We start from the raw sequence: 25776 nt of genomic DNA, 5'->3' as shown, positions 1-25776 counted from the left end.
CTTACTGGGTGACGAAACTGGTGAACAGCAGGTCATCGGCGCACTTCTTGCCGGTTTCCGCCATCAGCACTTTCTGCACCTCAGCCAACGAGTCGGCCTGCAGCTTCTCTTTGCCGGCCCGATCGGCGATCTGGTCCGGGGTGACCTGCGAGAACAGCATCAGCAGGCGGGCGCGGAGCGCCGGGGAATGGGTGCGGATGGCGTCCAGCGAGGTGGCGTCGCGGGTCATCAGCTGTACTTCCACCTGCAGGTAGCGGGGGCCATCGACCGGGCCGTTGAGGTTGACCACGAAGGGCGGCTCAAGGCCGAAGTACTGGGCGGGTGCCGGCGGCGCCTTGGGCTTGGCCTTGGCGGCCGGTGCACCGGCATCGCCGTGCGCGGACTGGGTGAAATACCACACGCCACCGCCCGCGGCCGCGGCGGCAACGACGGCGATCAGGGCGATGACCAGCATGGGACGACGCGACGGGGCGGCCTTGTCCTTGTCAGCGGATTTCTTGGTTTTGTCTGCAGCTGCGGCCACGTGTGAAGCTCCTGGAGGTTGCCTGCGGTGACATGCAAGGCCTGTGCCGGGAGGTGGTTGGTAGCGAGCGGCTGGGGGTCTCGTGGTGGGTCGCTGGAAGCGGTGTCCTGGGAGGGGGCCGGGCGGGAGGGGTTGGTGGGGGACGGCAAAAACTGCATCCATGCGGGCCTCGTTTCGCGCCATCCTTGGCGCTCAACGCCCCCACCAATCCCTCCCGCCCGGCCCTGACAGTCCGCGCGCGCGTCCCGCCACGTAAAAGAGAAAATGAAGAGCGGTAGCGCCGACCCATGGTCGGCGAGCGCAGCGGGCCGTTGGCGGGAACATTCCGCCGAGCACGGCTCGGCGCTACCGCAGGCCCCGTTGACCCATCGGGTGGAGGGAGCCCCTGAGTCAGGGGCGGCCGCGACAGCGGCGGGGTGTGGGTGCTGGTGAAGGGGGCCCATGGTTTGCGCAGCAAATCGTGGGAGCGGCAGCGCGAATGCGATGACGTGTACCCGTCCCCCACCAACCCCTCCCCCCCGGCCCAATCCCAGGAAACAGCTTTCCCGACCCACCACGAGGGGCTCAGCCGTTCGCCGTTCGCCGCGACGGATTACTGGCGGCGGTAATCCGTCACGCGTGGACGTCGAGCAGGCCCCGCTGGCGGATCAACTGGGCGCTGGAAAGCGTGACCTCTGCGGCGCCGCGCTCGGCATTGCCTCCTTCGCCGGTGAAGCTGCTCCGCTGATCACCCTGGCCCGGCTCACCTTGCGGCTGATGGCCGACATCGGCATGGGCCAGCTGGAAGCCCTGCTCACCCAGCAGTCCGCGCAGCCGCGGCAGGCTGCTTTCGAGCGCGTGGCGGACTTCTACATGCGGACTGCTGAAACTGGCGTGGACCTTGTCGCCGTCCATCTGCAGGCGCACGTCGATCGCCCCCATGTCATCGGGACTGATACGGATATGGGCGTGGCCGATCTTCTGTTCGGCCAGCCAACCCACCTTGGCACTGACGGCGTCGTCGAAGCCGTCCTGGCCCAGCACCGGCGTCGGGTTCGGATCGCTCATGCGCGCCACGGCGGGTTCGCTGCCGGTGCGCATCGCCTGCAGTGAGAACAGGCCGAACAGCAGGCCGGGTGCGGTAGCGGTGTCGTCGCTGGCCGCGGCCTCGTCCGTGCCGCCCGCGGCCATCAGGGCCTCCATCAGGTCGGCAGGCAGTTCGGTATCGCCGGCTTCCGCGTCCACGGCGACGGCAAATCCTGCGGAGGGGGCTGCGGCGGCCAGCGGCAGTGCCGGCGATGCCATGGCCGGGGATGTCAGCGCGGCAGTGGAGGTCGACGGGCTGGTGAGTGCTGCGGACGCATCCGTGGCGGGCGGCGGTATCGACAGCAGCAGGCCGGCCAGGCCGGCAGGTGGCCACTCAGGCACGTCATCACGGTGCTCGACACCGTCAGGTTGGGCCGCCGGGCTGACGGCGGCTTCGGTGTCTGCCACCTCATCGGGGCTGGGCTCGCGGGTGCCGCCGTCCTGTGCTGCGGAGGGGCGGTCCTTGCGGGTCGCGGTGGTGTCGGACGGCGTGTCCGCGTTCGCGTTCTGCCGGGAACGTGGTGGACGCGAGGGGCTGTCCGCCTGCTGCAGCATGCGGTCGAATCCGTCGGCGCCATCCTTGCCGCGGGGTGCGTTGCCGCGCGCCGACGTGCCCGCAGCGGCCACTGCTGTTCCAGCGGTGCTGCCCCCCAACGCCGGCGCCATCACGACTGCACCCCGGAATCGGGGTCTGCGACCTGCTGAAGGCGGGACCGCCGGGCGCCGAGATCGTCCATCTCGCGCTGGGTACGCTTTTCGGCGACCTGCTGTTCCTGTGCGCGGTAACTGGCCGCCAGCTGCTCAAGTACCTTCTTGTCACGGCTGGCAAGCAGCAGGCGCGCGCGTTCGGCTTCCACCTTCTCGCGGTTGCTGTCCACGTTCTGGGTCTGCTGGGTGACCGCACTGTCCAGCCGGTCCAGGAAGGCGCGACGATTCAACAGTTGGGCCGGGCTGGTCGCGGCCATCTGCGCATTGGCGTACTCATCGGCATAGCGCCGCAGTTCGTCCAGTCGCGAAAGATGCGTGTCCAGGGTGCGCTGGCGGTCTGCCAGCTCGCGCGCCACGGTGTCTTCTTTTTCCTGCGCGCGCTTGAGCAGCGGATCGATACGCTTTGATTGCATCATGCCGCGTGCTCCGGTTCCACCAGGCGCTTGAGGGCGGCCTGGCTGTGGGGAAGGTCGGCCGCCTTGGCGACGTCCTGGCCGAGGAACTCGACGATCTCGGGCCAGCGCTCCAGCGCTTCGTCCGTCGCCGCATCATTGCCGCGCTGGTAGGCGCCGATCGCGATCAGGTCGCGATTGGACGAATACGCCGAGACCAGCCGCTTCAACTTGCGGATGCGCAGGCGCCAGGCTTCATCGGCGATTTCCGTGACCACGCGGCTGACCGATGATTCCACGTCGATTGCCGGGTACAGGCCGCTGTCGGCCACCCGCCGCGATAGCAGGATATGACCGTCGAGGATGGCGCGTGCGGCATCGGCGATCGGATCCTGCGGATCATCGCCTTCGGTCAGTACGGTGTAGAACGCGGTGATGGAGCCGCGGCCCTTGGCCCCGTTGCCGGCCCGTTCGACCAGTGCCGGCAGCTTGGCGAATACCGAGGGCGGATAGCCGCGGGTGGTCGGCGGTTCGCCAACGGACAGACCGATCTCACGCTGGGCCTGGGCGAAGCGGGTCAGGGAATCCATCAGCAGCAGAACGTTCAGGCCCTGGTCGCGGTACCACTCGGCGATGGCCGTAGCACGGTAGGCGCCATGCAAGCGTGCGAGCGGCGGACGGTCGGCGGGTGCAGCCACGACCACCGCGCGGCGCAGGCCCTCTTCGCCCAAGGTGGATTCGACGAAATCACGGACTTCGCGGCCACGTTCACCGATCAGGCCGACTACGATCACGTCCGCCGAGGTGAAGCGGGTCATCATGCCCAGCAGCGTTGATTTACCCACACCGGAGCCGGCGAACAGGCCCACGCGCTGGCCGCGGCCGATCGGCAGCAATGCGTTGATCGCGCGCACGCCGACATCCAGCGGCTGGGTGATCGGTTCACGGGCGAGTGGGTTCATCGACACGCCGGCCATGCCCACCGAGCCCTCCGCGCGGATGGGGCCCTTTCCGTCCAGCGGCACGCCATCACTGTCGATGACACGCCCCAGCAGGCCTTCGCCCACGTCCACGCCGCCGCCACGGCGCAGCGAAGGCACCACCCGCGCGTTGGGCAGCAGGCCGTGCAGTTCGGCGCTGGGCATCAGGTAGGTGCGGTCGCCGGCGAACCCGACCACTTCCGAGTCCACCCAGCCGCCGTCCACTTCCACCTTGCAGCTGGCGCCCAGCGGCGCTTCGCAGCCGACCGCTTCCAGGGTCAGGCCCACGGCGCGACGCAGTACGCCCTCGCGGATGAGTCCGCGCCCGTGCAGCGTGTCGAATTTCAGAGCGTCCAAGCGGGCACCGAGGCGCAGGTTGCGTGCACCGGTCCATTCCGGCGGCAGCGGCAGATCGATCGTGCTCATGCGCCGGCTCCTACTTGTCGCATCACCTTGTCCAGCGCACCGCGCAGGCGCGCCTCCAGCGTGCCGTCGATGCGCACGCTCTCCGCGTGGACGCGCAGGTCGCCACGGCCCAGCGCGGGGTCGGGCACCAGACGCTGCTGCGGTGACAGGGTGAGCAGGGGGGCGAGGGCGGCGATGTCATCCGGATGCAGGCGCACTTCCACCTCGCGGCTGCTGCCACCGACGGCGTCAACGCCTTCTGCGACCAGTTGCGCCAGCAGCTCCGGATCCACTTCGTACGCGCGTCCGACCAGGCTGCCGGCAATGCGCACGGCCAGCTCGCCGAGCGCGGCGACGGCTTCGTTTTCCAAGCGCACCAAGGGGCGGCTGAAGTTGTCCAGGATACCCTCCATCTGTGCGACAACGCGGCGCACCTCGGCCTGGCCTTGGGCAAAGCCTTCGGCATGCCCATGGCTGAAACCTTCTTTCTCGGCGCTGTCCTGGATGGCCTGGATTTCTTCCAGGGTCGGGGGCTGCAGCAGCGGCTCCGGTTCGTGCTCCGGCTCGCCCTGCAGCAGGTGCTCGTCGAGCAGCGGCTGCGCATCGGCCAGCAGGTCCGGTGCATTCCAGCGGATGGCCGTGTTCACAGCATGGCCTCCGCGCTGCCACCGAGGGCGACCGTGCCTTCATCGGCCATGCGCTTGACGATGGCAAGGATCTCGCGCTGCGCCCCTTCCACGTCGGACAGGCGTACCGGACCGCGCGCTTCCATGTCTTCCAGCAGGATCTCCGCCGCGCGCTGGGACATGTTGCGGGTGATCTTGTCGCGCACCTTGATGTCGGCACCGCGCAGGGCCAGGCCCAGCCGTTCGCCACTCACTTCGCGCAGCACCAGCTGCATCTCGCGATCATCCAGGTCGACCAGGTCGTCGAAGACGAACATCATTTCCTGGATGCGCCCGCTGAGCGAGGCATCCACGCGTGCGATCTCGCCCAGGATCACCTGGTCCTGTCCGCTGTCCATGAAGTTCAGGATGTTGGCCGCCACCTGCACGCCGCCGATGTTCGACGACTTCAGGTTCTGGTTGCCGGAGAACTGGCGTTCCATGATTTCGTTGAGCTCGTTGAGCGCGTTGGGCGGGATGCCGTCCAGCGTGGCGATGCGCAGCAGTACGTCCACGCGGGTGCGCTCCGGCAGCAGCTTCAGCGCATCGGCGGCCTGGTCGGTTTCCAGGTGGGCCATGACGATGGCGATGATCTGCGGGTGTTCGTTGCGCACCAGGTCGGCGACCGCACGCGGATCCATCCACTTCAGCGCATCCAGGCCCGTCGTGTTGCGTCCGAGCAGGATGCGGTCGATCAGGCTGCTGGCTTTCTCGCTGCCCAGTGCCTGCACCAGCATGTTGCGGATGTAGTCGTCCGAGCCGACACCGAGGGAGGTCTTGGAGGTCAGCTCGTTGTTGAAGCTGTCCATCACTCCTTCTACCTGCTCGCGGGTGACATTGCTCATGGTCGCCATGGCGATGCCGATCTTCTGCACCTCCTTGGGCTCCATGTGCCGTAGTACGTCGGCGGCTTCCTGCTCACCCAGGGAAAGCAGCAGGATGGCCGCGCGCTGTACGCCGCTGATCGGCACCTCATTCATGCGCCACCCACCCCTTGACGACCTGCGCGACGCGCTTGGAATCGGTTTTCACTGCTTCGCGTGCCATGCGCAGGCGCTCTTCATAGGAATCCACCGGCAGGGCCAGCGGTACGCTGCCCAGGCTGCTGCGGTCACGCTCCAGCGCGGGCAGGTCCATGTCATCGTCCACCAACTGCACGTCGGCGGTCAGCGGATCCTGTCCGAGCTGCGCCGGGCGCGGGCCGTTGCCGCTGATCGCGCGCAGTGCCGGACGCAGCACGCCGAACAGCAGGGCCAGCACGACCACCGCACCCAACAGCAGGCGCAGGCCATCCTGTACCCACGGCAGCTCCCACCACTTGGGACCTTCCACCGGAATGACTTCACGCACGAAGGGCGCGTTCATCACCGATACGGTGTCGCCGCGCTCGGCATTGAATCCGACCGCCTGCTTCACCAGGCCCTCGATGCGGGTGAGTTCGGCGGCCGACAGTGCCTGCTCGGTCACCTTGCCGTTGGCACCGGGACGCGGGACGTTGTCCAGCAATACCGCCACCGACACGCGCTCGATGCGTCCGGCGGGTTGGCGGGTGTGCTGCAGGGTGCGGTCCAGTTCGTAGTTGCGGGTGGCGTTGCGCGAGGTTTCGGTCGGCGCTGCGGTCGCCGCCGCAGGCGCGGGCTGTCCCGGCGGTGCATTGCTGGCAGCCCCAGGCACGCCTTGCGGACCGGTTGCGGCGGTGGAATTTTCGCTGGTCTGCTCGCTGCGCACCTTGGCCGGCTCGCCGTTGTAGAGCTCGCGGGCTTCTTCGGTGGTGGAAAAGTCCATCGCCACGCTGACTTCCGGCTTGACCCGTCCCGGGCCGGTCATCGGCTCCAGCAGCTCACGGATGCGCTGGTTGAACGAGGTTTCCTGGCGGCGCACCTGCTCGAACTGTGCTGCATTCAAGGCCGCTTCGCTGTTCGGATCGGACACGCTCAGCATGCGTCCGCTCTGGTCGACCACGGTCACGCGTTCCGGGGTGAGGTCGGGGATGCTGGCGGCGACCATGTGCACGATCGCGTCGACCTGACCGCGCTCCAGCTGCTGGCCACCGCGCAGTTCCAGCACCACCGACGCGCTGGCGACATCGCGCTGGCGGGTGAAGGCGCTGGGCTTGGGGATGGCCAGGTGCACGCGCGAATCTCGCACCGGACGCAGCGTGTTGATGGTGCGCGACAACTCGGTTTCCAGTGAATGCTGATAGCGGGCGCTTTCCACGAACTGGCTGACGCCGAAGCCGGGATCGCGCTCCATCAGCTCGAAACCGAGGCGTCCGTTGTCGGTCAGGCCGGAGCTGGCCAGCTTCAGCCGCGCATCGTGCAGGTTCTTCTCCGGCACGGTGATGCCGCCGGTAGCCGCATCCAGCTCGAAGGGAATCTGCGCCGCGCGCAGCAGGTCGGTGGCTTCGGCGGTGGCCTTCTGGTCCAGGCCGGTGTACAGCGGCACCATGCCGGGCTTCTGCGACCAGAAGAACACCGCCAGGCCGGCGGCGACGGCGACGGCGATCATGGCCATCAGGCCGAGGCGGCGTGCGATCTGCAGGCTCTGCAGGCGATCAAACCACTGGCCGGCCTTCTCGCCGTTCAGTGCTTCCTTGGAAAGGGTGAGTGCCATGGGATGCGGTCCTTACAGCGGCATGTTCATCACGTCCTGGTAAGCCTGGACGAGACGGTTGCGGACTTCCACGGTGGCACGGAAGGCGATCTGCGATTGCTGCGAGGCGATCATGACCTTGGCCAGGTCGGCACCGGGCACGCCCAGTTCGAAATCACGCGCCAGCCCACCCGACTTCGCCTGTGCCTCGTTCACCGATGACAATGCGCCACGCAGGGTATCGCTGAAGCTGGTCGGCGCAGGGCCGCCGATGGCGGTTCCGCCCGGGATCGCATTGGTACGCGGCATCTCCGACAGCGGACTGGACAGTGGCTGGGTGGCCTGCGTCTGGAAGCTGCGGATCTGCGAAAGGATCGAGGTGACGGAGTGGCTCATGTGGCGCGATTCCATGGAACGGGAACAGGGAGTTGCCCTGGTGCCGATGCAAGCGCCGTGCCGGAACCGTTAATGTTTGCCGAACGTCTGCCGGGCGGGGAGGACAGCGCCTTTCTGTGGGCGCTGAAGGCGCTGTCCCCGGGAGACGTCGGAAATCCGGCGTCGGGTTTCCGCCTCCGTCCGTCAATGCGGCTGCAGCGTCCACGTGCCGCCATTCTGGCGACGCTTCGGTGGGAGGGGACCGTCGAACTGGGTGAACACGAAGCGGCCCTGCAGGTCGGTCTGGCAGGTCAGCAGCAACTGGTAATGGCTGTCGCCCGCTTCAAACGCTTCGTGCATGTCGATCGCGGCGATGTTGGCGGCGATCCGTTGGTAGTGGTACGTGCCCTGATAGCGCAGGCGCGTGCCGAGTACGGTGAGCAGGTAATGGCCACCGCTGAAGTCGACCCGCACCATGCGGCCCGCATTCGGGTTGTCCGGTCGCCACAGCGGATCGGTGAGGTTGGTCAGGCGGCGGCTGTCGATGCTGCTGGGCATGCTGCAGCCGGGCGGCTGGGGCGGGGCGGCGACCGCAGCGTGGACCAGCAGGCAGGAGGCGAGGACAGAAGGCAGGATGCGCATGGAGCGACTCCAGGAAGCGGAGTACCCAGCGTGTGGCGGAGTGGTCGCCGTGGCTCTCAGGAAATGTGCAAAGTGCGCGCTGTAGCGCCGAGCCGTGCTCGGCGGATGCCCGCCGCGAGCGGGTGAGGGAAGGCGCCGCTGCGCTCGCCGAGCGTGGCTCGGCGCTACCGGGTCGGTTCGTGCGTGATGCTGTTGTAGCGCAGAGCCGTGCTCGGCGGATGGGTCAGGTCGCGGCGCCGCTGCGCTCGCCGAGCGTGGCTCGGCGCTACCGGGTCGGTTCGTGCGCGATGCTGTTGTAGCGCCGAGCCGTGCTCGGCGGATGGGTCAGCCGGTCATTTCCGGCTGATCGCGTTCGATGCCGTACTTGCGCAGCTTTTCCACCAGCGTGGTACGGCGCAGGCCGAGCAACTGGGCGGCGTGGGCGACGACGCCCTGGGTCCGTTCCAGTGCTTCATGGATCAGTGCCAGCTCGATGTTGGCCATGTGGTTGCGCAGGTCCAGGCCATCATCGGGCAACGCGGCCGGGGCGGCCGGCGCCGCGTGGGCGTGCTGGCCAGGCGCATGGAAGGAGAAGCTGCGCAGGTCAAGGCGCTCTTCACCTTCCGGCGCATTCGCCGCGACGGGCGCTGGCGGCGTGGCCACGGTGGGGATGTCGGCGCGGTAGCGCACCGGCAGGTCCTGCACGCGGACGGTGCCGCCCGGATGCAGCACGGCCAGGCGCTCCACCAGGTTGGTCAGCTCACGCACATTGCCCGGCCATGCATAGGCGGTCAGCGCCTGCAGGGCTTCGGGGGCGAAACGCACTTCGCCGCGCCCGGTCCGCGCCAGCTGGCCGGCGATGGTTTCTGCCAGCGTCGGCAGATCCTCCAGGCGCTCGCGCAGGGCCGGTACGTCGATGGGGAACACATTGAGCCGATAGAACAGGTCCTCGCGGAACTTGCCATCGGCAATGCGGCTTTCCAGGTCGCGGTGGGTCGCCGCGATCACGCGCACGTTGCAGCGGATCGTTTCGTTCCCACCCACGCGCTCGAAGCTGCGTTCCTGCAGCACGCGCAGCAGCTTGACCTGCATCGGCAGGCTCATGTCGCCGATTTCGTCCAGCAGCAGCGTGCCGCCCTCGGCCATTTCGAAGCGGCCTTTGCGGGTGCTCAGTGCGCCCGTGAACGCCCCTTTTTCGTGACCGAACAGTTCGCTTTCCAGCAGGTCCGGCGGAATCGCGCCGCAGTTGATCGCGACGAATGGGCCGTCGCGGCGCGGCGAACGCTGGTGGATCGCACGCGACACCACTTCCTTGCCGGTGCCGGATTCACCCAGCACCAGCACCGTGGTATCGAACGCGGCGACCTGCTCGATCATCTGCCGCAGCGCGATGACCGCCGGCCCGGTGCCGGTGGGTCCCTGTTCCTGCACGGTGCCGGCCTGGTGTTCGGCATCCAGTCGCTTCAGGCTCGCGCGACGCAGCAGCGCTTCCATCTGGGCATGGCGCAGCGGCGCTTCCAGCGGCCACACATTGGCCTCGTGCAGGCCATGGCGTCGCGCGAAGGCGGGCGCATCCCCGTCGATAAGCAGCACCGGCGGCGGCAGGCTGCTCTGGCCCAGCCACTGGTACAGCGAGGCACTGGAATCACTGTCGTCCAACTCGCCGACGATCACCGCCATCCAGTCGTTCTGGCGGTAACGGCCCGTGGAAAAATCCGCCGCGTCGGCGACCCAGCGCGGATTGAAATCCATGAACTCCAGCAGGGCGACGGTGTGCTCGGCGCGGACGGCATCATTGTCCAGCAGCAGGATCCGTGACTCGCTCATCTCAGTTTTCCTTCAGCCCTTCCAGAATCGGCATGACTTCCTGGATATAGGACAGCTTGCTGACGAAATTGTCGGCACCGGCGCGCAGGGCGTGCTCGCGGTGTTCGGCATCGTCGAAGTGGCTGGCGATGACGATGTACGGCGCGTCATCCTGCGATTTGATCAGCCGCGTGGCCTGCAGTCCGCCCATCTCGGGCATGGCCAGGTCCATCAGCACGACCTTCGGGCGCAGGCTTTCCGAACGTTCTATGGCTTCCAGACCGTTACCGGCGCTGCCGACCACGGCCAGCCATTCCACCTTGCGGAAGTGGCGCATGGCGGCATTGATGAAACCCTCGTGGTCATCCACCAGCAACACGGTCAGCTTGTTGTCCATTCCAGTTCGTCCTCAGCCCGTCCGGGCCATCAGCGGTTGCCGGACGGTCTGCCGGCGGCGTTCGCGGGCCGGAGCGATGTCCAGTTGTTCCCGGTATTTTGCAACGGTCCGGCGTGCGATGTTCACCCCTTGTCGCGCCAGCAGCCCGGCGATCGCCTCATCGGCCAGCGGCCGGCCGGCCGGTTCGGACTCGATCAGGCGGCGCACCATGGCTTTCACGGCCGCGCCGGACACGCTGGCTCCTTCCAGGCGCACCGCGAAGAAGTGCTTCAACTCGAAGGTGCCGCGCGGGGTCTGCAGGTATTTTCCGGTGGTAATGCGCGAAATCGTCGATTCGTGCATGCCGATCGCATCGGCCACTTCCTTCAGCGTCAGCGGTGCCATGGCCTCGTCGCCACGGGTCAGGAAGGCGGCCTGGCGCTCCACGATCACCCGCGCCGTGCGCAGCAGGGTGTCATGGCGCATCGACAGCCCGCGGGTCAGCCAGCGCGCTTCAGCCAGCATTTCGCGCATCGCCGGGCTGGCGTCGGGGCAGTCTGCCAAGGCCTGTTCATAATCACGGTTGATGCTCACGCGGCGGCTGCCACGGGTGTTCAGGGCGACCCGCCACTGTCCGTCAGCGTGCCAGGCACTGACATCCGGCACCACGGTGGCATTGCTTTCCGGCAGCAGACTGTCGCCCGGGCGCGGCTGCAGGGAAAGGATCAGCCGTACCGCCTCGCAGATGTCCGCTACGTCGGCATCGCATGCGTTGGCCAATGCGGCGTAGTCGTGGCCGGCGAGCAGATCCAGCGGCCCGTGCAGGATGCGGCGTGCCAGATGGCGGGCAGCGACCGTGCCCGGCAGCGCATCCAGCTGTGCCAACAGGCACTCGGCCAGGTCCTGCGCGGCCATGCCGGCCGGGTCACCGTGCAGCAGGCGCTGGCGGACCGCTTCCACTTCCGTGGCCGGGATGTCGAGATGGGCGCTGGCCAGCAGGTGCAGCTGCGCCAGCGGCGCGTCCAGATAGCCGGCGTCGTCGCAATGCTCCAGCCAGAAGGCGGCAACGGCCAAGTCGCGCTCGTCCAGTTCCAGCGCCAATGATTGCAGCACGCGCAGCTGGGGATCGCTGGAATGTCCGGCAGCGATGCGCGCCATGCGGTCATCGTCGCCGTCCTGCCAGCTCGCGCCGGGCACATCCCACATGCCGCTGTCGGGCAGTTCGTCGAAGGCCGCCGTCTCCAGCGAGGACTCCGGTCCGGCCGGGCCATCCGCTGCCGATTCGCTGGCCTCTTCGATTTCCAGCAACGGGTTGTTTTCCAGGGCGCGCTGGATTTCCTGCTCCAACTGCAGGCCGTTGAGCTGCAACAGGCGGATCGACTGCAGCAATTGCGGCGTCAGGTGGAGGTTCTGGCCCAGCTGGACATTGAGTGCGGCTTTCATCTGCATTCCCCGTCGCCATCCCCGGCGCGTTATGGAACACATCTTGCTTGTAGGCACGACGGGGTGTAATCGGGGCGTTCCTTAGGGCCTTGGTGCATCTCCTGACGCTGCGTCAGGAAAACCCCTACATCGCAACCGAATCCCGTCGCGTGTCGAGGCTAAGTGCCTGAATGTGCGTTGCGGGCGACCGCAGCGTCGGGCCTACGGGCACGCTCATCCTGTCGGGGTGACGGGAAAGCGACGCCGGCGATCAGCCCAGGTCGGTCTGATGGCGGGCCGCCATCAGCACCAGATCGTTCGCGCGGCGGCAGCCCAGCGATTCCATCATCCGGGCGCGATGGGTCTCGACGGTTTTCACGCTGATGCCGAGGTCGGCCGCCATTTCCTTGTTGCTCTGGCCGGCGCCGATACGACGCAGGATCTCGCGCTGGCGCGGCGAGAGGGCAGCGACGCCGACCGGCTTTTCCCGGCCTCCGAGCAGCGGGGCGAGCATCTTCGCGGAGATCTGCGGGCTGAGGAAGACCTGTCCGGCATGGGCGGCACGCAATGCCAGCTCCAGTTCGGCCGGCGCCGCATCCTTGACCACGAAGCCTACCGCGCCGCGGTCGAGGGCATCGCGCACGTGGGCAGCGTCGTCGTGCATGGTCATCATCACCACGCGTGAGCCAGGGGCCCGCAGCAGAATATCGCTGAGTGCTTCCAACCCGCTGCGACCGGGCAGGGACAGATCCATCAGTACGACGTCGGGGGCATGCTGCAGGGCCTGCTGGAGGGCCTGCTCGGCGTTGCTGGCCTCGGCCACCACATGCACGTCAGCGAATCCCTGCAGCAGCCGGCCCAAGCCAGCACGAACTAGGGTGTGGTCGTCGACGATCAGAACGCGCAAGGGCAGCAACTAAGGGCAGGAGAGCGCCCACCTTAACGGACCGGGGCCGGGCAGCCAATAGCGACAGGCCGGGATAGCGACGGCCGTCGCGGAACGGTATGGAGCCGTTGTCATGCTGGCCGCGAGCGGGGTGCGGTTGTAGCGCCGAGCCGTGCTCGGCGGAATGCTGGCCGCGTGCGAGGTGACGAAAGGCGCCGCTGCGCTCGCCGAGCGTGGCTCGGCGCTACCGGGTTGGTCTCGTGAGGGGTGCTGTTGTGGCGCCGAGCCGTGCTCGGCGGAATGCTGGCCGCGTGCGGGGTGACGAAAGGCGCCGCTGCGCTCGCCGAGCGTGGCTCGGCGCTACCGGGTTGGTCTCGTGCGGGGTGCGGTTGTGGCGCCGAGCCGTGCTCGGCGGAATGCTGACCGCGTGCGGGTGACGAAAGGCGCCGCTGCGCTCGCCGAGCGTGGCTCGGCGCTACCGGGTCGGTCTCGTGCGGGGTGCTGTTGTGGCGTCGGCCGCGTGCGCTCAGCGGTGACGGCGGGCGTCGGCGATCTGTCGCCGGTGCATCCGGAACAAGTGACGTTCCAACGCCATTTCCAGGCCTTCGCCAAGTTCGCTGAAACGCAGCCACAGGTAATGCCCGCCAGCGCCGTTGGCCGCCTCGGCTACCACCTGGACCGGCAGATCAACATGATCAGGGAGCCAGTCGCTGGGCTGCAGACGGACCACGCCTTGGCTGCCGATGGCCGCCCCGCTGCGCGGACCCAGCTGCAGGCGGATGCCGCGCCGTGACCAGCGCAGGGGGCGTAGGGGCAGGGCATCACCCTGCTGGCGCACCAGACGGCCCACCAGCACCAGCACCAGGTCCAGCTTCGCCTCAATGCGCTGCTGGGCCAGGTTGGTCTCGCCGCGGTCGTCCTTGTCTTCGGCCCGGCTGTCTTCCACCAGTGCCACGCTGCGCAGCAGCTGTTCGGCAACCGATGCACGCACCACGCCGCTGCCACGCAGGAAGTCGGCGGGCAGGTCGACGTCGCAGCTGAGCGTCTCGTCGAACAGCTCGCTTTCGGCCGGATGGTGGATCAGGGGCGCGGCGGGATCGTTCATGCCAGCGATTCTGCCTTCAGGTAGGCATGGGCGGCGCGAAGGGAGCGCTTGCCCTGGTTGATGTGCGCTGCCGCTTCGTCGCGCAGCTGCACCATGCGGCCCATCACTTTGGCCTGGTGGGCCAGCAGGGCGTGGATGGCCTCGTCGGTAGGCCGCTCCACGGCCATCGACAGACCGGCGACCGCTTGCAGATGTTCGCTCATCAGCCGCTCGCTGTAGGCATGGTCACCCACCGGCAGCGCTGCTTCCAGCGTGTCCAGCGCGGCGTGCAGTGGCTGCAGCGAGGCGATGTTCATGGCGCGCCAGCGCCGCGGATCTGGCGCTGATCGGCAGGAATGGCGCTCCATGCCGAATCGATTTCAACCATCAGTCCCAGCGCGTCCTGCAAGGCGACGGGATCGTTGTTGAGGTTGGCCTCGGTGAGCCGCACGATCACGAACTCGTACAGGGCCGAGAGGTTGCCTGCGATCTCGCCGCCGGCTTCATGGTCCAGCGAGCCGTCCAGGTGACCCACGATCGAGCAGGCCTCGCCGATCGCTTTGCCCTTGCGTGCCTGGTCGTTCCGCTGCAGCGCGGCCTCGGCGGTGCGGATGCGTTCGCAGGCACCGGACAGCAACAGCGCCACCAGCTTGTGCGGGTCGGCATCGACAACGGACGTGCTGACGCCGACCTTGCGGTACTGCTCGGCGAACTGCCGGTTTGTGGCGTACATGTATCAGTCTCCTGGGGTGCCATCGTGCCTGCGCTCCCAACAGGTGAGCGGGGGACAGCACCGGTGTTTCAATGGTATCGGCGGTGGGGCCGGTGAACTTGAGGGGCGCGGATCAGCTGTTGCTGGCGAACTGCTGGGACAGCGAGTTGCTGGCGCTCTGCATCTGCGTCACCAGGCCTTCCATCGCGGTGAATTGCTTGGTGTAGCGGTCTGACACTTTTTCCATGCGGGCATCCAGGTCATCCAGCTGCTTCTCCAGCGCCTTGATTTCCTTGTTCAGCGAATTGGTGCGCTGGGTGATGCTGCCGGTGGTGGCATCCAGGTTGCTCTTCAGCAGGGCGGTCATCGACTTGCCGATGCTGCCTTCGGCGCCGAACAGTGACTTGGCCGCTTCGGGGTCCTTGGCGATGGCCGTGTCCAGCTTCGCGGCATCCAGGCTCAGGCTGCCGTCGGCGGCGATGGTCACACCCAGTGCTTTCAGGTCGTTGACGTTGCCGCTGAGCTGGTTGCGCAGCTGCTGCTGCAGGCCGCGCACCATCGCATCGCCGGTGAGGGTCGCGGCGGTGCCGGTTTCGGCGTTGTACGCGCTGGAACTTTTCAGCGTGCTCTGCACCGAGTTGTACGCCGTGATGAACGAGGTGAGGTTCGTCTTCAGCGTGCTGTTGTCCGGTGTCAGCGTCAGCGTCTGCTTTTTGCCTTCCTCGGCTTTGGTCAGGGTCAGGCTGACGCCCGGGACCAGATCGGTGATGGTGTTCGAGCTGGACGTGCGGGTAAAACCGTCCACCACCACCACGGCATCCTTGGCGGCGACCATCTCGGTCATCTTCGACGTGCCGGCGGGATCGTGCGCCAGGTCGGCCAGGCCGCCGTTGCCGCCTGTCGTGCTGATCGTCAGGGCGCCCTTGCTGCCGGCATCCACCGCGCTCAGCACCAGGTGCTGGCCGTCATCGGCGGTGATCACCGCAGCGGTCACGCCCTTGCCACCTGCCGCAGAGTTGATCGCCGCGGCGATGTCCGTCAGTTTCGAGCCGGCCGGAATGGTGACATCGATGGTCTTGTCGCCGTAGCCGATGCTCAACGCACCGTCACCGACGACGGCGTCCTTCTCATACGCCTTGGTACTCAGCTTCTGGTTCTGCGCCAGCGATTTGACTTCGATCTCATGCGTGCCGGCTGCCGGTTTGCCGGCGGTGGCGCTGGTATCGATGGTGGCACTGAAGTTGGATTCGGTCGGGGTGCTGGTCTTCAAGCCGGGCGTGGCGACGTTGCGTACCAGCGTACTCAGCGCGCTCTGCAGGCTGGTCATGCCGCTCTTGATCGTACCCAGCGCGGACACTTTCGCCGTTGCAGCCGTGCCCGCGGTGTTGATCTGGTTCTCCCTGGGGGCGCGTTCGCTGGCGACGAGCCGGGAGACCAGGCTGGCGATATCGAGGCCGGAGCCGATGGTGCCGAGGGACATGGGAAGATCCTTGTGCTGGGGTGGCCCGCGCCGATGCCATGCATCTGCTATCGGCCGCCACGGGGCGAGCTTGAGCGCTGCTGCGCTGCCCGGTGCGATGCAAGCCCTGTGCCAGCGACCGCCCTTGGCGGATCACACAAACGAAGAAGGGGGCTTTCGCCCCCTTCTTCCTTACACCGTGTTGCGTGCCGCCGGGATCAGCGCAGCAGGCTCAGCACGTTCTGGCTGGACTGGTTGGCCTGGGCCAGCATGGCCGTACCGGCCTGCTGCAGGATCTGGTTGCGGGTCAGCTCAGCGGTTTCCGAAGCGTAGTCGGTATCGCGGATGCGGCTGCGGGCAGCGGACATGTTCTCCGAGGAGGTGCTCAGGTTGGCCACCACCGAGGTGAAGCGGTTCTGCACGGCGCCGAGGTCGGCACGCGAGGAGTTCACCGAGTTCAGCGCAGCGTCCATTGCCTTGATGGCGTTGTCCGCACCGGATACGTCGGAGATGTCCAGGTTGGCGAAGCCGGTGTCGGCCGTGCCTGCAGCCCAGGCACCCGCTGCGCCGGCGGAGGAACCCGCGGTCAGGCCGGTCTGTGCGGTCAGTGCGGTGGCATCGGTGCCGGTGGCGGTGGCCACGGTCACGTCGCCGTCCGCGCCGGTCAGTACCAGCTTGCCGGCATCCAGCGAAGCGGACACGCCGGTGTTGTAGCTCTGGCTGTTGATCGACTTGACCAGCTCGTCAGCGCGCTGTGCGGAGCTGCCGGCAGCGGTGAAGTTGATGGTCGCCGAACCCTTCGAACCGGTCAGCGTGAAGCTGCCAGCGGAGAAGGTGTTGGCGCCAGCAGCGCCGGCCGGGGTCTGTGCGGCAACGGTGACGTCGGTAACCGCGTTGCTGAAGTTGTCGATGACAACGGCAGCGGCACCGGTGTTGGACAGGGCAATGTTGTTGCCATTGACCGTCGCCAGGCCGGTCGCTTCACCGTTGATCGCAGCCGCCACGGCGGTTGCCAGACCTGCTGCGTCACGACCGACTTCGGCGGCGACTTCGACTTCGGTGCCATTCACGTCGAAGGTGAAGGCCACTGCGGCATCAGTAACGCCGGACAGATCGAGTGCACCGGTACCTGGGGTAGCAGCGCCGCCTGCACCTGCTGCGCCGGCCGGCGCTGTGCCGGTGACCTTGGCAGCGGTGTCGACCTTGTTCCAGTTGCCCAGCGAGGCGATGTTCGCATTCGCGATCTGGGCGATGTCGATCGTCTGGCCCTGGTCGGCGCCGATCTGGAAGGCCTGGCTCTGGAAGCTGCCGTCGAGCAGCTTGGTGCCGTTGAAGTTGGTCTGCTCGGCGACGCGCTGGATTTCAGCCTTCAGCAGCTGCACTTCCGAGTTCAGCGCCTGACGGTCGGAATCGGAGTTGGTGGCGTTGCGCGACTGGACGGCCAGTTCGCGGATACGCTGCAGGTTGTTGCCGATTTCGCCCAGGGCGCCTTCAGCGGTCTGCGCCAGCGAGATGCCGTCGTTGGCATTGCGGGCAGCCTGGTTCATGCCGCGGACCTGCGTGGTGAAACGCTCGGAGATCGCCAGGCCTGCCGCGTCGTCCTTGGCACTGTTGATGCGCAGGCCCGAGGACAGGCGCTGGATCGAGGTGGCGAGGCTGTTGCCGCTGGTGCTCAGGTTGCGCTGTGCATTGAGCGACATGGTGTTGGTGTTGATGACTTGTGCCATGGTGCGGTTTTCCTTTTTGGCAGTGGGTCCGGCAGATCAGCCTGGCCGGTAACGGGGGCAGTGGATGGGCGCCCCCGTGGGGGTGTGCTGCCGCTGCTGAAATCAATAACGGCACTCCCTGCCCAGCCTTTAGCCAAACGTCAACATTTTTTTCGTGATGGCCGTGGCGCGGCATGCCTTGAGGGTGCATCCAGCACGTAAAAGGCCCCGCCAGTTGCGTGGCGGGGCCTTTGGGTGCTGCGTTTGCTGCGGCAATCCGCCGAGCATGGCTCGGCGCTACCGGGGCAGGGCGGTATTACGACTGCAGCAGGCTCAGTACGTTCTGCGGCACCTGGTTGGCCTGCGCGAGCATCGCGGTACCGGCCTGCTGCAGGATCTGCGCGCGGGTCAGTTCAGCGGTTTCGGTCGCGTAGTCGGTGTCACGGATGCGGCTGCGTGCGGCCGACATGTTCTCCGAGGAGGTGGTCAGGTTGGCGATCGTCGAGCTGAAACGATTCTGCACGGCGCCCAGGTCGGCACGCGAAGAGTTGATCGAGGTCAGCGCGGCATCCATTGCGTTGAGCGCATTGTCAGCGCCCAGCGTGGAAGTGATATCCAGGTCGGCAAAGCCTGACTTCGGACCACCGGCGGCCCATGCGCTGCCGATCGCGCCTGCGGCGGTGGTGCCTGCGGTCAGGCCCGTCTGGTCGCCCAGGGTGGCACCGCCGGCAACGGTGAAGTCGCCACTCTGCGAAGCGAGCAGCAGCATGCCATTGCTGTCCAGCGAGGCGGTGACGCCGGTGTTGTAGCTCTGGTCGTTGACCGCCTTCACCAGATCGCTTGCGCGCTGGCCACTGCCGCCGGCAGCGGCGAAGTTGATCGTGGCCTCGCCCTTGGCGCCGGTCAGGGTGAAGCTGCCCGCGGAGAACGTGGCAGCGCCGGCAGCGGCCTGGGCGCCCACCGTCTGCGTGCCAACGCCGTTGGAGAAGTTGTTGAGCACCACCGGCGCAGCCGTGGTGTTGCTCAGCGCGACGTCGTTTCCATCGGTGACGGCCAGGCCGGGGCGAATGGTGTTGATCTGCGCAGCGACTGCTGTCGCCAGACCTTCCGCATCACGGCCGGTGCCAGCGGGGACGGTGACCTGGGTGCCGTCCACCTGGAAGGTGAACGTGGCATCCGGATCGGTGGCGGCCGCCAGGCTGAGCGTGGCCACGCCCGGGGTGGCCGCGCCACCGCCGCCGGTGCCGATCGGCGTGATGGCAGTGAACGTGGCGGAGGTATCCACCTGGTTCCAATTGCCGAGCGCCTTGATGTTGGCATTGGCGATCTGCGAGATGTTGATCGTCTGCCCCTGGTCGGCACCGATCTGGAACGCCTGGTTGGTGAAGCTGCCGTCCAGCAGGTTGGTGCCGTTGAAGTTGGTCTGCTCGGCGACGCGCTGGATTTCAGCCTTCAGCAGCTGCACTTCGGCGTTCAGCGCCTGGCGGTCCGAATCGGAGTTGGTGGCGTTGCGGGCCTGCACGGCCAGCTCACGGATGCGCTGCAGGTTGTTGCCGATCTCGCCCAGCGCGCCTTCTGCGGTCTGTGCCAGCGAAATGCCATCGTTGGCATTGCGCGCGGCCTGGTTGATGCCGCGGATCTGGGTAGTGAAGCGCTCGGAGATCGCCAGGCCCGCCGCGTCATCCTTCGCACTGTTGATGCGCAGGCCCGAGGACAGGCGCTGGATCGAGGTGGCCAGCGAGTTGCCGCTGGTGGAAAGATTGCGCTGGGCGTTCAGCGACATCGTGTTGGTATTGATGATCTGTGCCATGGGGCGTCTCCGTGGGTTGCTCGGGTCAGGTGATAGAGGCGCGCTCAGGGCGCCCGGTTGAAGGTCAGCGGATACTGTTGAACAGGGACATCGCCTGCATCTGGCTGAAGATCGTCTGCGCGGCCTGCAGGGCCGCGTTTTCGAGCTTGTACTGGCCGATGGCATCGGCGTAGTCCAGATCACGCAGGGTGGAAAGGGTGGATTTGACGGTTACAGCGGTGGCTTCGCGTGCACTGGCGGCGTCGTCGATGGCGGCCAGCTGGGCACCGCCCTTGGCACGTGCATCGATCATGGTTTCCGACGCGCGGGTGATGTCGCGCATGCTCGACTGCAGCAGGTTCTGCATGCCGGTGCGGTCGGCGGCGGTCTGTGGATCGGATTCCAGCGCGGCCACCAGGGTGTCCAGCGTGGCGAAGATGTCGCGCGAACTGGAGGCCACCACACCGAAGCTGTCGCCCGCAGCGGGCACGCCCTCGATGCGCAGGCGCACGCCGCCCACCACGATGTCTTCGCCCGATGCGTGGGTGCCGGTAGCCACCACGGCGCCGGCGTCATCCAGCACTTCATAGGCACCGGCGCCTGCCGCGGTGAAGTGCACGTTGAGCGCGCCACCGGTCCAGGCGTCACTGCCGTCACGACTGACCGAGGTCAGCAGGCCACTGCCGGTGTTGCCGACGGCGGCGCCCGCGTCGACGGTGCCGTCGCCGGTGCGGATGCGCATGAAGATCTCGCTGCCGGGCAGGGCGTCGTTGACCAGTTGGCCCGGTGCCACTTCCACCTGACGCTGGGTCTGGTCACCGTTGTAGCTGACCACGCCGCCGGCCTTGAGGAAGGGCGCATCCGAATCGTTGCTGCCGCCGAACAGGTAGCGTCCGCTGCCGTCCTTGCTGTTGGCCAGCGACAGCAGGCTGTCCTGGATGGTCTTGAGCTCGCTGACGATGGCCTTCAGATCGGTGTTGCCGGGTACCGGCGTATTCGCCTGGATGGTCAGCTCCACCGCGCGGGTCATCAGTTCGTTGGCCTGGGCCAGCGCGTTTTCCTGCAGGCCCAAGCGGTTCTGCGCGTTGTTCGCGTTCTTGCCGAGCTGTTCCAGCCCGGCCACCACGCGATCCAGACCGACGGCGGTGCCGGCAGCGACCGGATCGTCCTTGGCCGACACGATCTTGCTGCCGGTGGCGATCTGCTGTTCCAGGTGGTTGATCTTGGACTGCTTGCCCAGCATCAGCGAAACCGACTGGCTGAACATCATCCCGGTGGAAATACGGTCATTCATCGCGAGACGGCTCCGAGGATGGTCTGGAACATGGTGTCGGCGGTGGAGATCAGCTGCGAGGCAGCCTGGTAGGCCTGCTGCAGGCGGAGCATGTCGGCCGCTTCTTCGTCGAGGTTCACCCCGGACACCGAATCACGCGCGGCCTGCGCCTGGTCGGTGATGACCTGCTGCGCATCCAGCGAGTACTGCGCCGAGCGGGCGGCCGCGCCGACCTGGGTGGTCAGGCCGCCAAGGGCACCGTTCAAGGTCACCGTGCCGCTGTTGAAGGTCTTTGCGTTCTCGACCTTGGCCAGTGCCAGCGCGTTGCTGTTGTCCGACGAACCGGCCCCGACCGGGGTGATGTTGAAGGTGTCGCCCGGCTTGGGCGCACCATCCAGCACGAAGCTCCAGCCGTTGGCGCTGATGGTCTGGCCGGCGGTGTAGGCGAAGGGGCCGGCACCGTCGATGGTGTACTGGTTGTTGGCGGTGAAGACGATGGCTGCCGGATTGCGCAGCGCGCCGTTGGCCGCATCGGCGACCTTGACGTCGGTCAGCTTGCCGCTGCCGGTATTGGCGGTCGCGGCGGCACCCTTGATCGGCGCGGCGGCGGCGAGTCGCGACGGATCGGTGATCGCCACGCTCATGCTGCCGGCCACGTTGGCGGTGGGCTGCAGCAGGAAGCGGTCATTGGCCGCAGGCGTGCCACCGACCACCAGCGCAACGCCGTTGATCACCAGCGGATCGGCGGCGCTGCCGCTGCCGGTCAACGGCAGGCTGGCGCCGGTGTCGGCCCGGTTGGCCTGCCACTGGGTGCCATCGAAGCGCAGCACGATGTTCTGTGCGTCCAGCTTGGACAGGTCACCGAAGCTGGCCTGGATCGTGGCGCTGCCGGTGTTGCTGGTGTTGTTGGTCACCCGCGGCGAGCCGATGTTGAACAGGTCCGTACCCATCTGGCCGTACAGGTCCACACCGTTGCGATGGGTCTCGTTGAAAGTGCTGGCCAGGCCGATCGCCAGCTTGCCGAGCTCGGCCTGCGCCGGCGTCAGCACGGTCTCGCGGAACTCCATCAGGCCACCGACCTGGCCGCCCAGCGCCTTGGAATCCAGCACCACCTTCGCGCCCTGGGTTTCCAGCGCCAGCTGCAGGCGCTCGGGTTGGTAGGCATCGGTGACGGTGGTGATCTTGCTGGCGGTCGCACCGACCACCAGCGCCTGGCCGCCGGCGGTGTAGACGTTCATGAAGCCGCCGTCCTGGATCACCGCGTTGCCGCCGGTGTACCCCACCAGGCTGGCGATCAGCTGGTCGCGACGGTCGAGCAGGTCCGGTGCGGCGTTGGCGGCATTGCTGCCGATCGCCCCGTTGATCTGTGCGACTTCGGCCGCCAATCGGTTGATCTCGGTCGCCGCGGCACTGATGCCGTTGTTGACCTCGCTGTTCAGGCTGTCCAGGCTGGTATTGAGCTGGCGGAAGCGGTTGGCCAGCGTATTGGCGCTGTCCAGTACGTTCTGCCGGTCGGCGGTAGCCGACGCATTGGACGACAGCCCACTGACCGAGTCGAAGAAGTTCGACCACACCCCGGCGACGTTCGTCGAGGCTTCGGAAAACAGCGAGTCCACGCGGTCCGCCATGGTCGACAGCTGCTTCAACCGCGCCAGCTCACCACTGCCGTCCAGCAGGCGCGAAATGGCCAGCTGATCGGCGACGCGGCGGATGTCGGCGATGCGCGTGCCGCTGCCTACGGTGCCATACCCCATCTGTTGCGGATCGGCGGTGGCGAAGTCCACGCGCTGCCGGCTGTAGCCCACCGTATTGATGTTGGCTACGTTGTGGCTGGTGGTCGCCAGGGCACGCTGGAAGGCGAGCAGGGCGCTGGTACCGGTGGAGAGCACGCTGGTCATAGGGGTCCTCAGCGACGGGCGATGCCCAGCGCTGCCTGGGCAGTGCTGGCGAAGGTGCGACCCAACTGCGCGCCGGCATCGCCGATGGCGGCTACCGCGCGTTCGATGGTCGGGCCACCAGCAATGCTGGCGATCTTGTTGGCATACGACGGGTCGGTCGCATAGCCGGCCTGCTGCAGCCCGCGCGCGAAGCCGCGTACGTCGGTACCGGCCTGCAGGGCCTTCTGGTAACGCGGGTTGGTCTTCAGCAGGCGCACGTAGTCGGCGAAGCTTTCCGCTGGCGAACTGTAGCTGCGGAAGCTGGCCGTTTCGTTGCGGCGCGCGCCGTCGACGTATTCGTGGGTGCCTACCGTGGCGCGGTCACCGCTCCAGCCGGTGGCCTTGATGCCGAACAGGTTGTGCGCGCTGCGGCCATCGCCATGGGTGATCTGGCGCTTGCCCCAGCCGGTTTCCAGCGCCGCCTGTGCAACCAGCGCACGCGCGTCCACGCCGAGTTCCTTGGCCGCGGTCTGTGCGTGCTGCCAGATGCCGGCGACGAAGCCTTCCGGTGTGTGCGAGCCCAGCCGCGCCACGGCCGAACTGCTGGCCAACGTGTCGATGGCCGACGGTCCGGTGCCGCGGTTGGTCGCGGTGGCCGACCACTGGTCTTCAGCCGCGACCGGTGCAGTCGCCGCCAGCGCCTGCGATGCGTACGGATCACTGCTGCCCAGGGCCTGATGCAGGCTGCTGCTGTCACGGCCGGCGATCAGGTCCAGCGTCTGCTCCATCGGCTGCAGCATCCGCGGCGAGGTGCCGGCGGCCATCTGCTGCAGCATGCGCACGGCCTGGTCGGCATCATCGAGCGGCATGGGCGGTGCGCTGGTGGCAGGCGCATTGAGCTGGTACGCGCGGGTGGCGTCGGCCGGCTTGATCTGCGGGTCCAGCGCCGGGCCGGCGCCGTCCGTGCCGGAAAGCTGGCGCGTGATCACCGCAGACAGGCCCAGTCCCTTGCCGCGCGTCATCGCTTCGGCGATCTTCTGGTCGTACATCTCGCGGAACATGGTGTTTTCGCCGGGAAACAGCGAATCGCCAAAGCTGGCCTCGCGCATGCTCTTGACCATCATCTGCGCGAACTGACCTTCAAGCTGGCGCGCGACCTTGTCGACCTGGGCCGGGTCGGTTCGCTGTGCTGGATTGAGTTCGAAGGCCGGCTGGATGCGCATGTCAGATGACCTCGAGCTCGGCGCTCAGCGCACCGGCCTGCTTGAGGGCTTCCAGGATCGCGATCAGATCACCCGGTGCGGCGCCCACGGCATTGACCGCGTGCACGATTTCATCCAATGAGGTGCCGCCGTTGAACTTGAACATGCGGCTGCCCTCGTTGGTGGCGGTGATGGTGGACTGCGGGGTCACCACGGTCTGGCCGCCGGCCAGCGCATTGGGCTGGCTCACGTTGCTGCCTTCCTGGATGGTCACCGTCAGCGAGCCGTGCGAAATGGCCGCTGCGCCCACGCGCACCTGCTGGCCGATCACCACGGTGCCGGTACGCGCGTTCACCACGACCTTGGCCGGCGCGCTGCCCGGGGTGAGTTCAAGACTCTCGATGCGGGCCAACAAGCCGATGCGGGCACCGGGGTCGGTCGGCGACTGCACCGCGACCGTGCCGCCATCAACGGCGCGGGCGACGTTGTCACCGAAGGCGTTGTTCAATGCCGCGACCATGCGCGACACGGTGGTGAAGTCGTTCTGGTGCAGGTTGAGGGTGATCTCGCCGGAGGCGCCGAACACATCCGGCACCGCGCGTTCGACGGTGGCGCCGTTGGGAATGCGGCCGACGCTCGGCACGTTGACCGAAACGCGGGAACCATCGCGCCCCTGCGCGCCGAAGCCGCCGACCACCAGGTTGCCCTGGGCGATCGCATAGACCTGGCCGTCGGCTCCCTTCAGTGGGGCCATCAGCAGCGAGCCACCGCGCAGCGACACCGCATTGCCGATCGACGACACGGTGATGTCGATCGGCTGGCCGGGTTTGGCGAAGGGCGGCAGCTCGGCGTGGATGGCCACGGCTGCCACGTTCTTCAACTGCGGATTGACGTTCGACGGAACATTGACGCCCAGCTCGCCCAGCAGGTTCTTCAGGCTCTGCACGGTGAACGGGGCTTGGCTGGTGCGGTCGCCGCTGCCGTCCAGGCCGACCACCAGGCCGTAGCCGACCAGCGCATTGCCGCGCACGCCGCCGACCTGGGCGATGTCCTTGATGCGCTCAGCGTGCGCGGGCAGCGCGGCGGCGGCAACGGCCAGCGCGGCGATCAGCAGGCGGGCGGGAAAAGAGGTAAGGGTCATGGCAGGCATGCTCAGAACGGCGCCAGGCCGGAGTTGAAGAAGCGGCTCAGCCAGCCCATGGCATTGGACTGGGCGACCGCGCCACGACCGCCGTAGACGATGCGGGCATCGGCAACGCGGCTGGAAGGAATGGTGTTGTCCGGGCCGATGTCGGCGGCGCGCACGATGCCCTGTACCTGCACCAGTTCGTCGCCCTGGTTCAGACGCAGGTTCTTCTGCCCCTGCACGACCAGGTTGCCGTTCGGCAGTCGCTGCATCACCGTGACGGTCACGTTGCCCTGCAGGCGGTTGCTCTGCGCGCTGTTGCCACGGCCGGTGAAGTCACGCGAACCGTTCGCGGTGGCCGACAGAATGTCCTTGCCGCCCAGGGTGACCGGCGCGCCGAAGATCGTCGGCGTCCCGATGGCCAGCTCGGACTCCTTGCTGGTGGCGGTGTTGGCGCTCATCTGCGCCTGGGTGTTTTCCAGCAGGGTGATGGTCAACAGGTCGCCCACGTCGCGCGCACGACGGTCCGAATACAGCTGCAGTGACGGGCCGGCGGCGTAGATCGCGCCGGCGGTAGCCTGCGACTGCGGCGGCATCACCGGCTGCACCGGCAGCATCGCCGGGTAGGGACGCACGTCGCCGGCGATCACGCAGCCGCCCAGCAGCGCGATGGCGGCGGCAGCAAGGGACAGGCGGGCGAGGGAGGCGGGAAGCAGCATGATGGCAGTCCGG

General features: G+C 67.3%; 24 protein-coding genes. All 24 read right to left on the bottom strand.

The window, feature by feature from the left end; genetic code table 11:
* Nucleotide 1 precedes the first annotated feature (1 nt).
* The 24 genes from IFT58_RS00925 to flgH all read right to left on the bottom strand — a co-directional run bounded on the left by IFT58_RS00925 (nucleotide 2) and on the right by flgH (nucleotide 25766).
* The gene (locus IFT58_RS00925; RefSeq protein WP_223202847.1) at nucleotides 2–523 is read right to left on the bottom strand and encodes a flagellar basal body-associated FliL family protein; all 522 of its coding nucleotides are present in this window, start codon (nucleotides 521–523) and stop codon (nucleotides 2–4) included.
* Nucleotides 524–1135: 612 nt separating this feature from the next.
* Nucleotides 1136–2215: a flagellar hook-length control protein FliK gene (locus IFT58_RS00920; RefSeq protein ID WP_342029516.1), complete on the bottom strand. Its 1080-nt coding sequence runs from the start codon at nucleotides 2213–2215 to the stop codon at nucleotides 1136–1138.
* Between the two features lie 38 nt (nucleotides 2216–2253).
* The gene (fliJ, locus tag IFT58_RS00915) at nucleotides 2254–2712 is read right to left on the bottom strand and encodes a flagellar export protein FliJ (RefSeq protein ID WP_188324115.1); all 459 of its coding nucleotides are present in this window, start codon (nucleotides 2710–2712) and stop codon (nucleotides 2254–2256) included.
* Complete coding sequence (locus IFT58_RS00910) at nucleotides 2709–4094, bottom strand: FliI/YscN family ATPase (RefSeq protein ID WP_188324114.1); 1386 nt, start codon at nucleotides 4092–4094, stop codon at nucleotides 2709–2711. The genes fliJ and IFT58_RS00910 overlap by 4 nt, the downstream gene beginning before the upstream one ends.
* Nucleotides 4091–4720 (bottom strand): FliH/SctL family protein, encoded by a 630-nt coding sequence (locus IFT58_RS00905; protein ID WP_192079331.1) that lies wholly within the window; start codon nucleotides 4718–4720, stop codon nucleotides 4091–4093. The genes IFT58_RS00910 and IFT58_RS00905 overlap by 4 nt, the downstream gene beginning before the upstream one ends.
* Nucleotides 4717–5703, bottom strand: a complete 987-nt coding sequence (gene fliG, locus IFT58_RS00900) for a flagellar motor switch protein FliG (protein WP_188327283.1) — start codon at nucleotides 5701–5703, stop codon at nucleotides 4717–4719. The genes IFT58_RS00905 and fliG overlap by 4 nt, the downstream gene beginning before the upstream one ends.
* Before the next feature lie 7 nt (nucleotides 5704–5710).
* Nucleotides 5711–7351 carry a flagellar basal-body MS-ring/collar protein FliF gene (fliF, locus tag IFT58_RS00895; protein WP_188324113.1) on the bottom strand — a complete coding sequence of 547 codons (1641 nt, stop codon included), beginning with the start codon at nucleotides 7349–7351 and terminating at the stop codon, nucleotides 5711–5713.
* Between the two features lie 12 nt (nucleotides 7352–7363).
* A complete protein-coding gene (fliE, locus tag IFT58_RS00890; protein ID WP_188324112.1) occupies nucleotides 7364–7726 on the bottom strand; it encodes a flagellar hook-basal body complex protein FliE in 363 nt (120 codons plus the stop codon).
* Nucleotides 7727–7909: 183 nt separating this feature from the next.
* Nucleotides 7910–8347 (bottom strand): hypothetical protein, encoded by a 438-nt coding sequence (locus IFT58_RS00885; RefSeq protein ID WP_192079333.1) that lies wholly within the window; start codon nucleotides 8345–8347, stop codon nucleotides 7910–7912.
* Between the two features lie 324 nt (nucleotides 8348–8671).
* Nucleotides 8672–10153 (bottom strand): sigma-54 dependent transcriptional regulator, encoded by a 1482-nt coding sequence (locus tag IFT58_RS00880; RefSeq protein WP_192079335.1) that lies wholly within the window; start codon nucleotides 10151–10153, stop codon nucleotides 8672–8674.
* 1 nt (nucleotide 10154) lies between these two features.
* A complete protein-coding gene (locus IFT58_RS00875; RefSeq protein WP_188324109.1) occupies nucleotides 10155–10529 on the bottom strand; it encodes a response regulator transcription factor in 375 nt (124 codons plus the stop codon).
* Between the two features lie 12 nt (nucleotides 10530–10541).
* Nucleotides 10542–11951 (bottom strand): RNA polymerase factor sigma-54, encoded by a 1410-nt coding sequence (gene rpoN, locus IFT58_RS00870; protein WP_192093678.1) that lies wholly within the window; start codon nucleotides 11949–11951, stop codon nucleotides 10542–10544.
* A 250-nt stretch (nucleotides 11952–12201) separates the two neighbouring features.
* Nucleotides 12202–12837 (bottom strand): response regulator transcription factor, encoded by a 636-nt coding sequence (locus IFT58_RS00865; RefSeq protein WP_188324108.1) that lies wholly within the window; start codon nucleotides 12835–12837, stop codon nucleotides 12202–12204.
* Nucleotides 12838–13342: 505 nt separating this feature from the next.
* Nucleotides 13343–13921, bottom strand: a complete 579-nt coding sequence (locus IFT58_RS00860; protein ID WP_192093677.1) for a PilZ domain-containing protein — start codon at nucleotides 13919–13921, stop codon at nucleotides 13343–13345.
* Nucleotides 13918–14217, bottom strand: coding sequence for a hypothetical protein (locus IFT58_RS00855; protein WP_188324106.1), 300 nt, complete (start codon nucleotides 14215–14217; stop codon nucleotides 13918–13920). The genes IFT58_RS00860 and IFT58_RS00855 overlap by 4 nt, the downstream gene beginning before the upstream one ends.
* Complete coding sequence (fliS, locus tag IFT58_RS00850) at nucleotides 14214–14633, bottom strand: flagellar export chaperone FliS (protein ID WP_188324105.1); 420 nt, start codon at nucleotides 14631–14633, stop codon at nucleotides 14214–14216. Before fliS ends, IFT58_RS00855 begins: the two co-directional genes overlap by 4 nt.
* 112 nt (nucleotides 14634–14745) lie before the next feature.
* Nucleotides 14746–16092: a flagellar filament capping protein FliD gene (gene fliD, locus IFT58_RS00845; RefSeq protein ID WP_192093676.1), complete on the bottom strand. Its 1347-nt coding sequence runs from the start codon at nucleotides 16090–16092 to the stop codon at nucleotides 14746–14748.
* A gap of 197 nt (nucleotides 16093–16289) precedes the next feature.
* Entirely contained in the window at nucleotides 16290–17798 is a 1509-nt protein-coding gene (locus IFT58_RS18985; RefSeq protein ID WP_192093675.1) for a flagellin, read from the bottom strand.
* Nucleotides 17799–18093: 295 nt separating this feature from the next.
* Nucleotides 18094–19587, bottom strand: a complete 1494-nt coding sequence (locus IFT58_RS18885; protein WP_192093674.1) for a flagellin — start codon at nucleotides 19585–19587, stop codon at nucleotides 18094–18096.
* Between the two features lie 64 nt (nucleotides 19588–19651).
* Nucleotides 19652–20860 carry a flagellar hook-associated protein FlgL gene (gene flgL, locus IFT58_RS00830; protein ID WP_192093673.1) on the bottom strand — a complete coding sequence of 403 codons (1209 nt, stop codon included), beginning with the start codon at nucleotides 20858–20860 and terminating at the stop codon, nucleotides 19652–19654.
* Complete coding sequence (flgK, locus tag IFT58_RS00825; protein ID WP_192093672.1) at nucleotides 20857–22737, bottom strand: flagellar hook-associated protein FlgK; 1881 nt, start codon at nucleotides 22735–22737, stop codon at nucleotides 20857–20859. Before flgK ends, flgL begins: the two co-directional genes overlap by 4 nt.
* 8 nt (nucleotides 22738–22745) lie before the next feature.
* Entirely contained in the window at nucleotides 22746–23939 is a 1194-nt protein-coding gene (gene flgJ, locus IFT58_RS00820; RefSeq protein WP_192093671.1) for a flagellar assembly peptidoglycan hydrolase FlgJ, read from the bottom strand.
* 1 nt (nucleotide 23940) lies between these two features.
* Nucleotides 23941–25059: a flagellar basal body P-ring protein FlgI gene (locus tag IFT58_RS00815; protein WP_188324098.1), complete on the bottom strand. Its 1119-nt coding sequence runs from the start codon at nucleotides 25057–25059 to the stop codon at nucleotides 23941–23943.
* 11 nt (nucleotides 25060–25070) lie between these two features.
* Nucleotides 25071–25766 (bottom strand): flagellar basal body L-ring protein FlgH, encoded by a 696-nt coding sequence (gene flgH / locus IFT58_RS00810; RefSeq protein WP_192080066.1) that lies wholly within the window; start codon nucleotides 25764–25766, stop codon nucleotides 25071–25073.
* Nucleotides 25767–25776: the final 10 nt, after the last annotated feature.

The organism is Stenotrophomonas sp. CFBP 13718, assembly GCF_014842145.1.
Taxonomy (GTDB): Bacteria; Pseudomonadota; Gammaproteobacteria; order Xanthomonadales; family Xanthomonadaceae; genus Stenotrophomonas.
The sequence above is the reverse complement of the archived record's forward strand: the minus strand, read 5'-3'. Positions and strand labels throughout refer to the sequence as shown.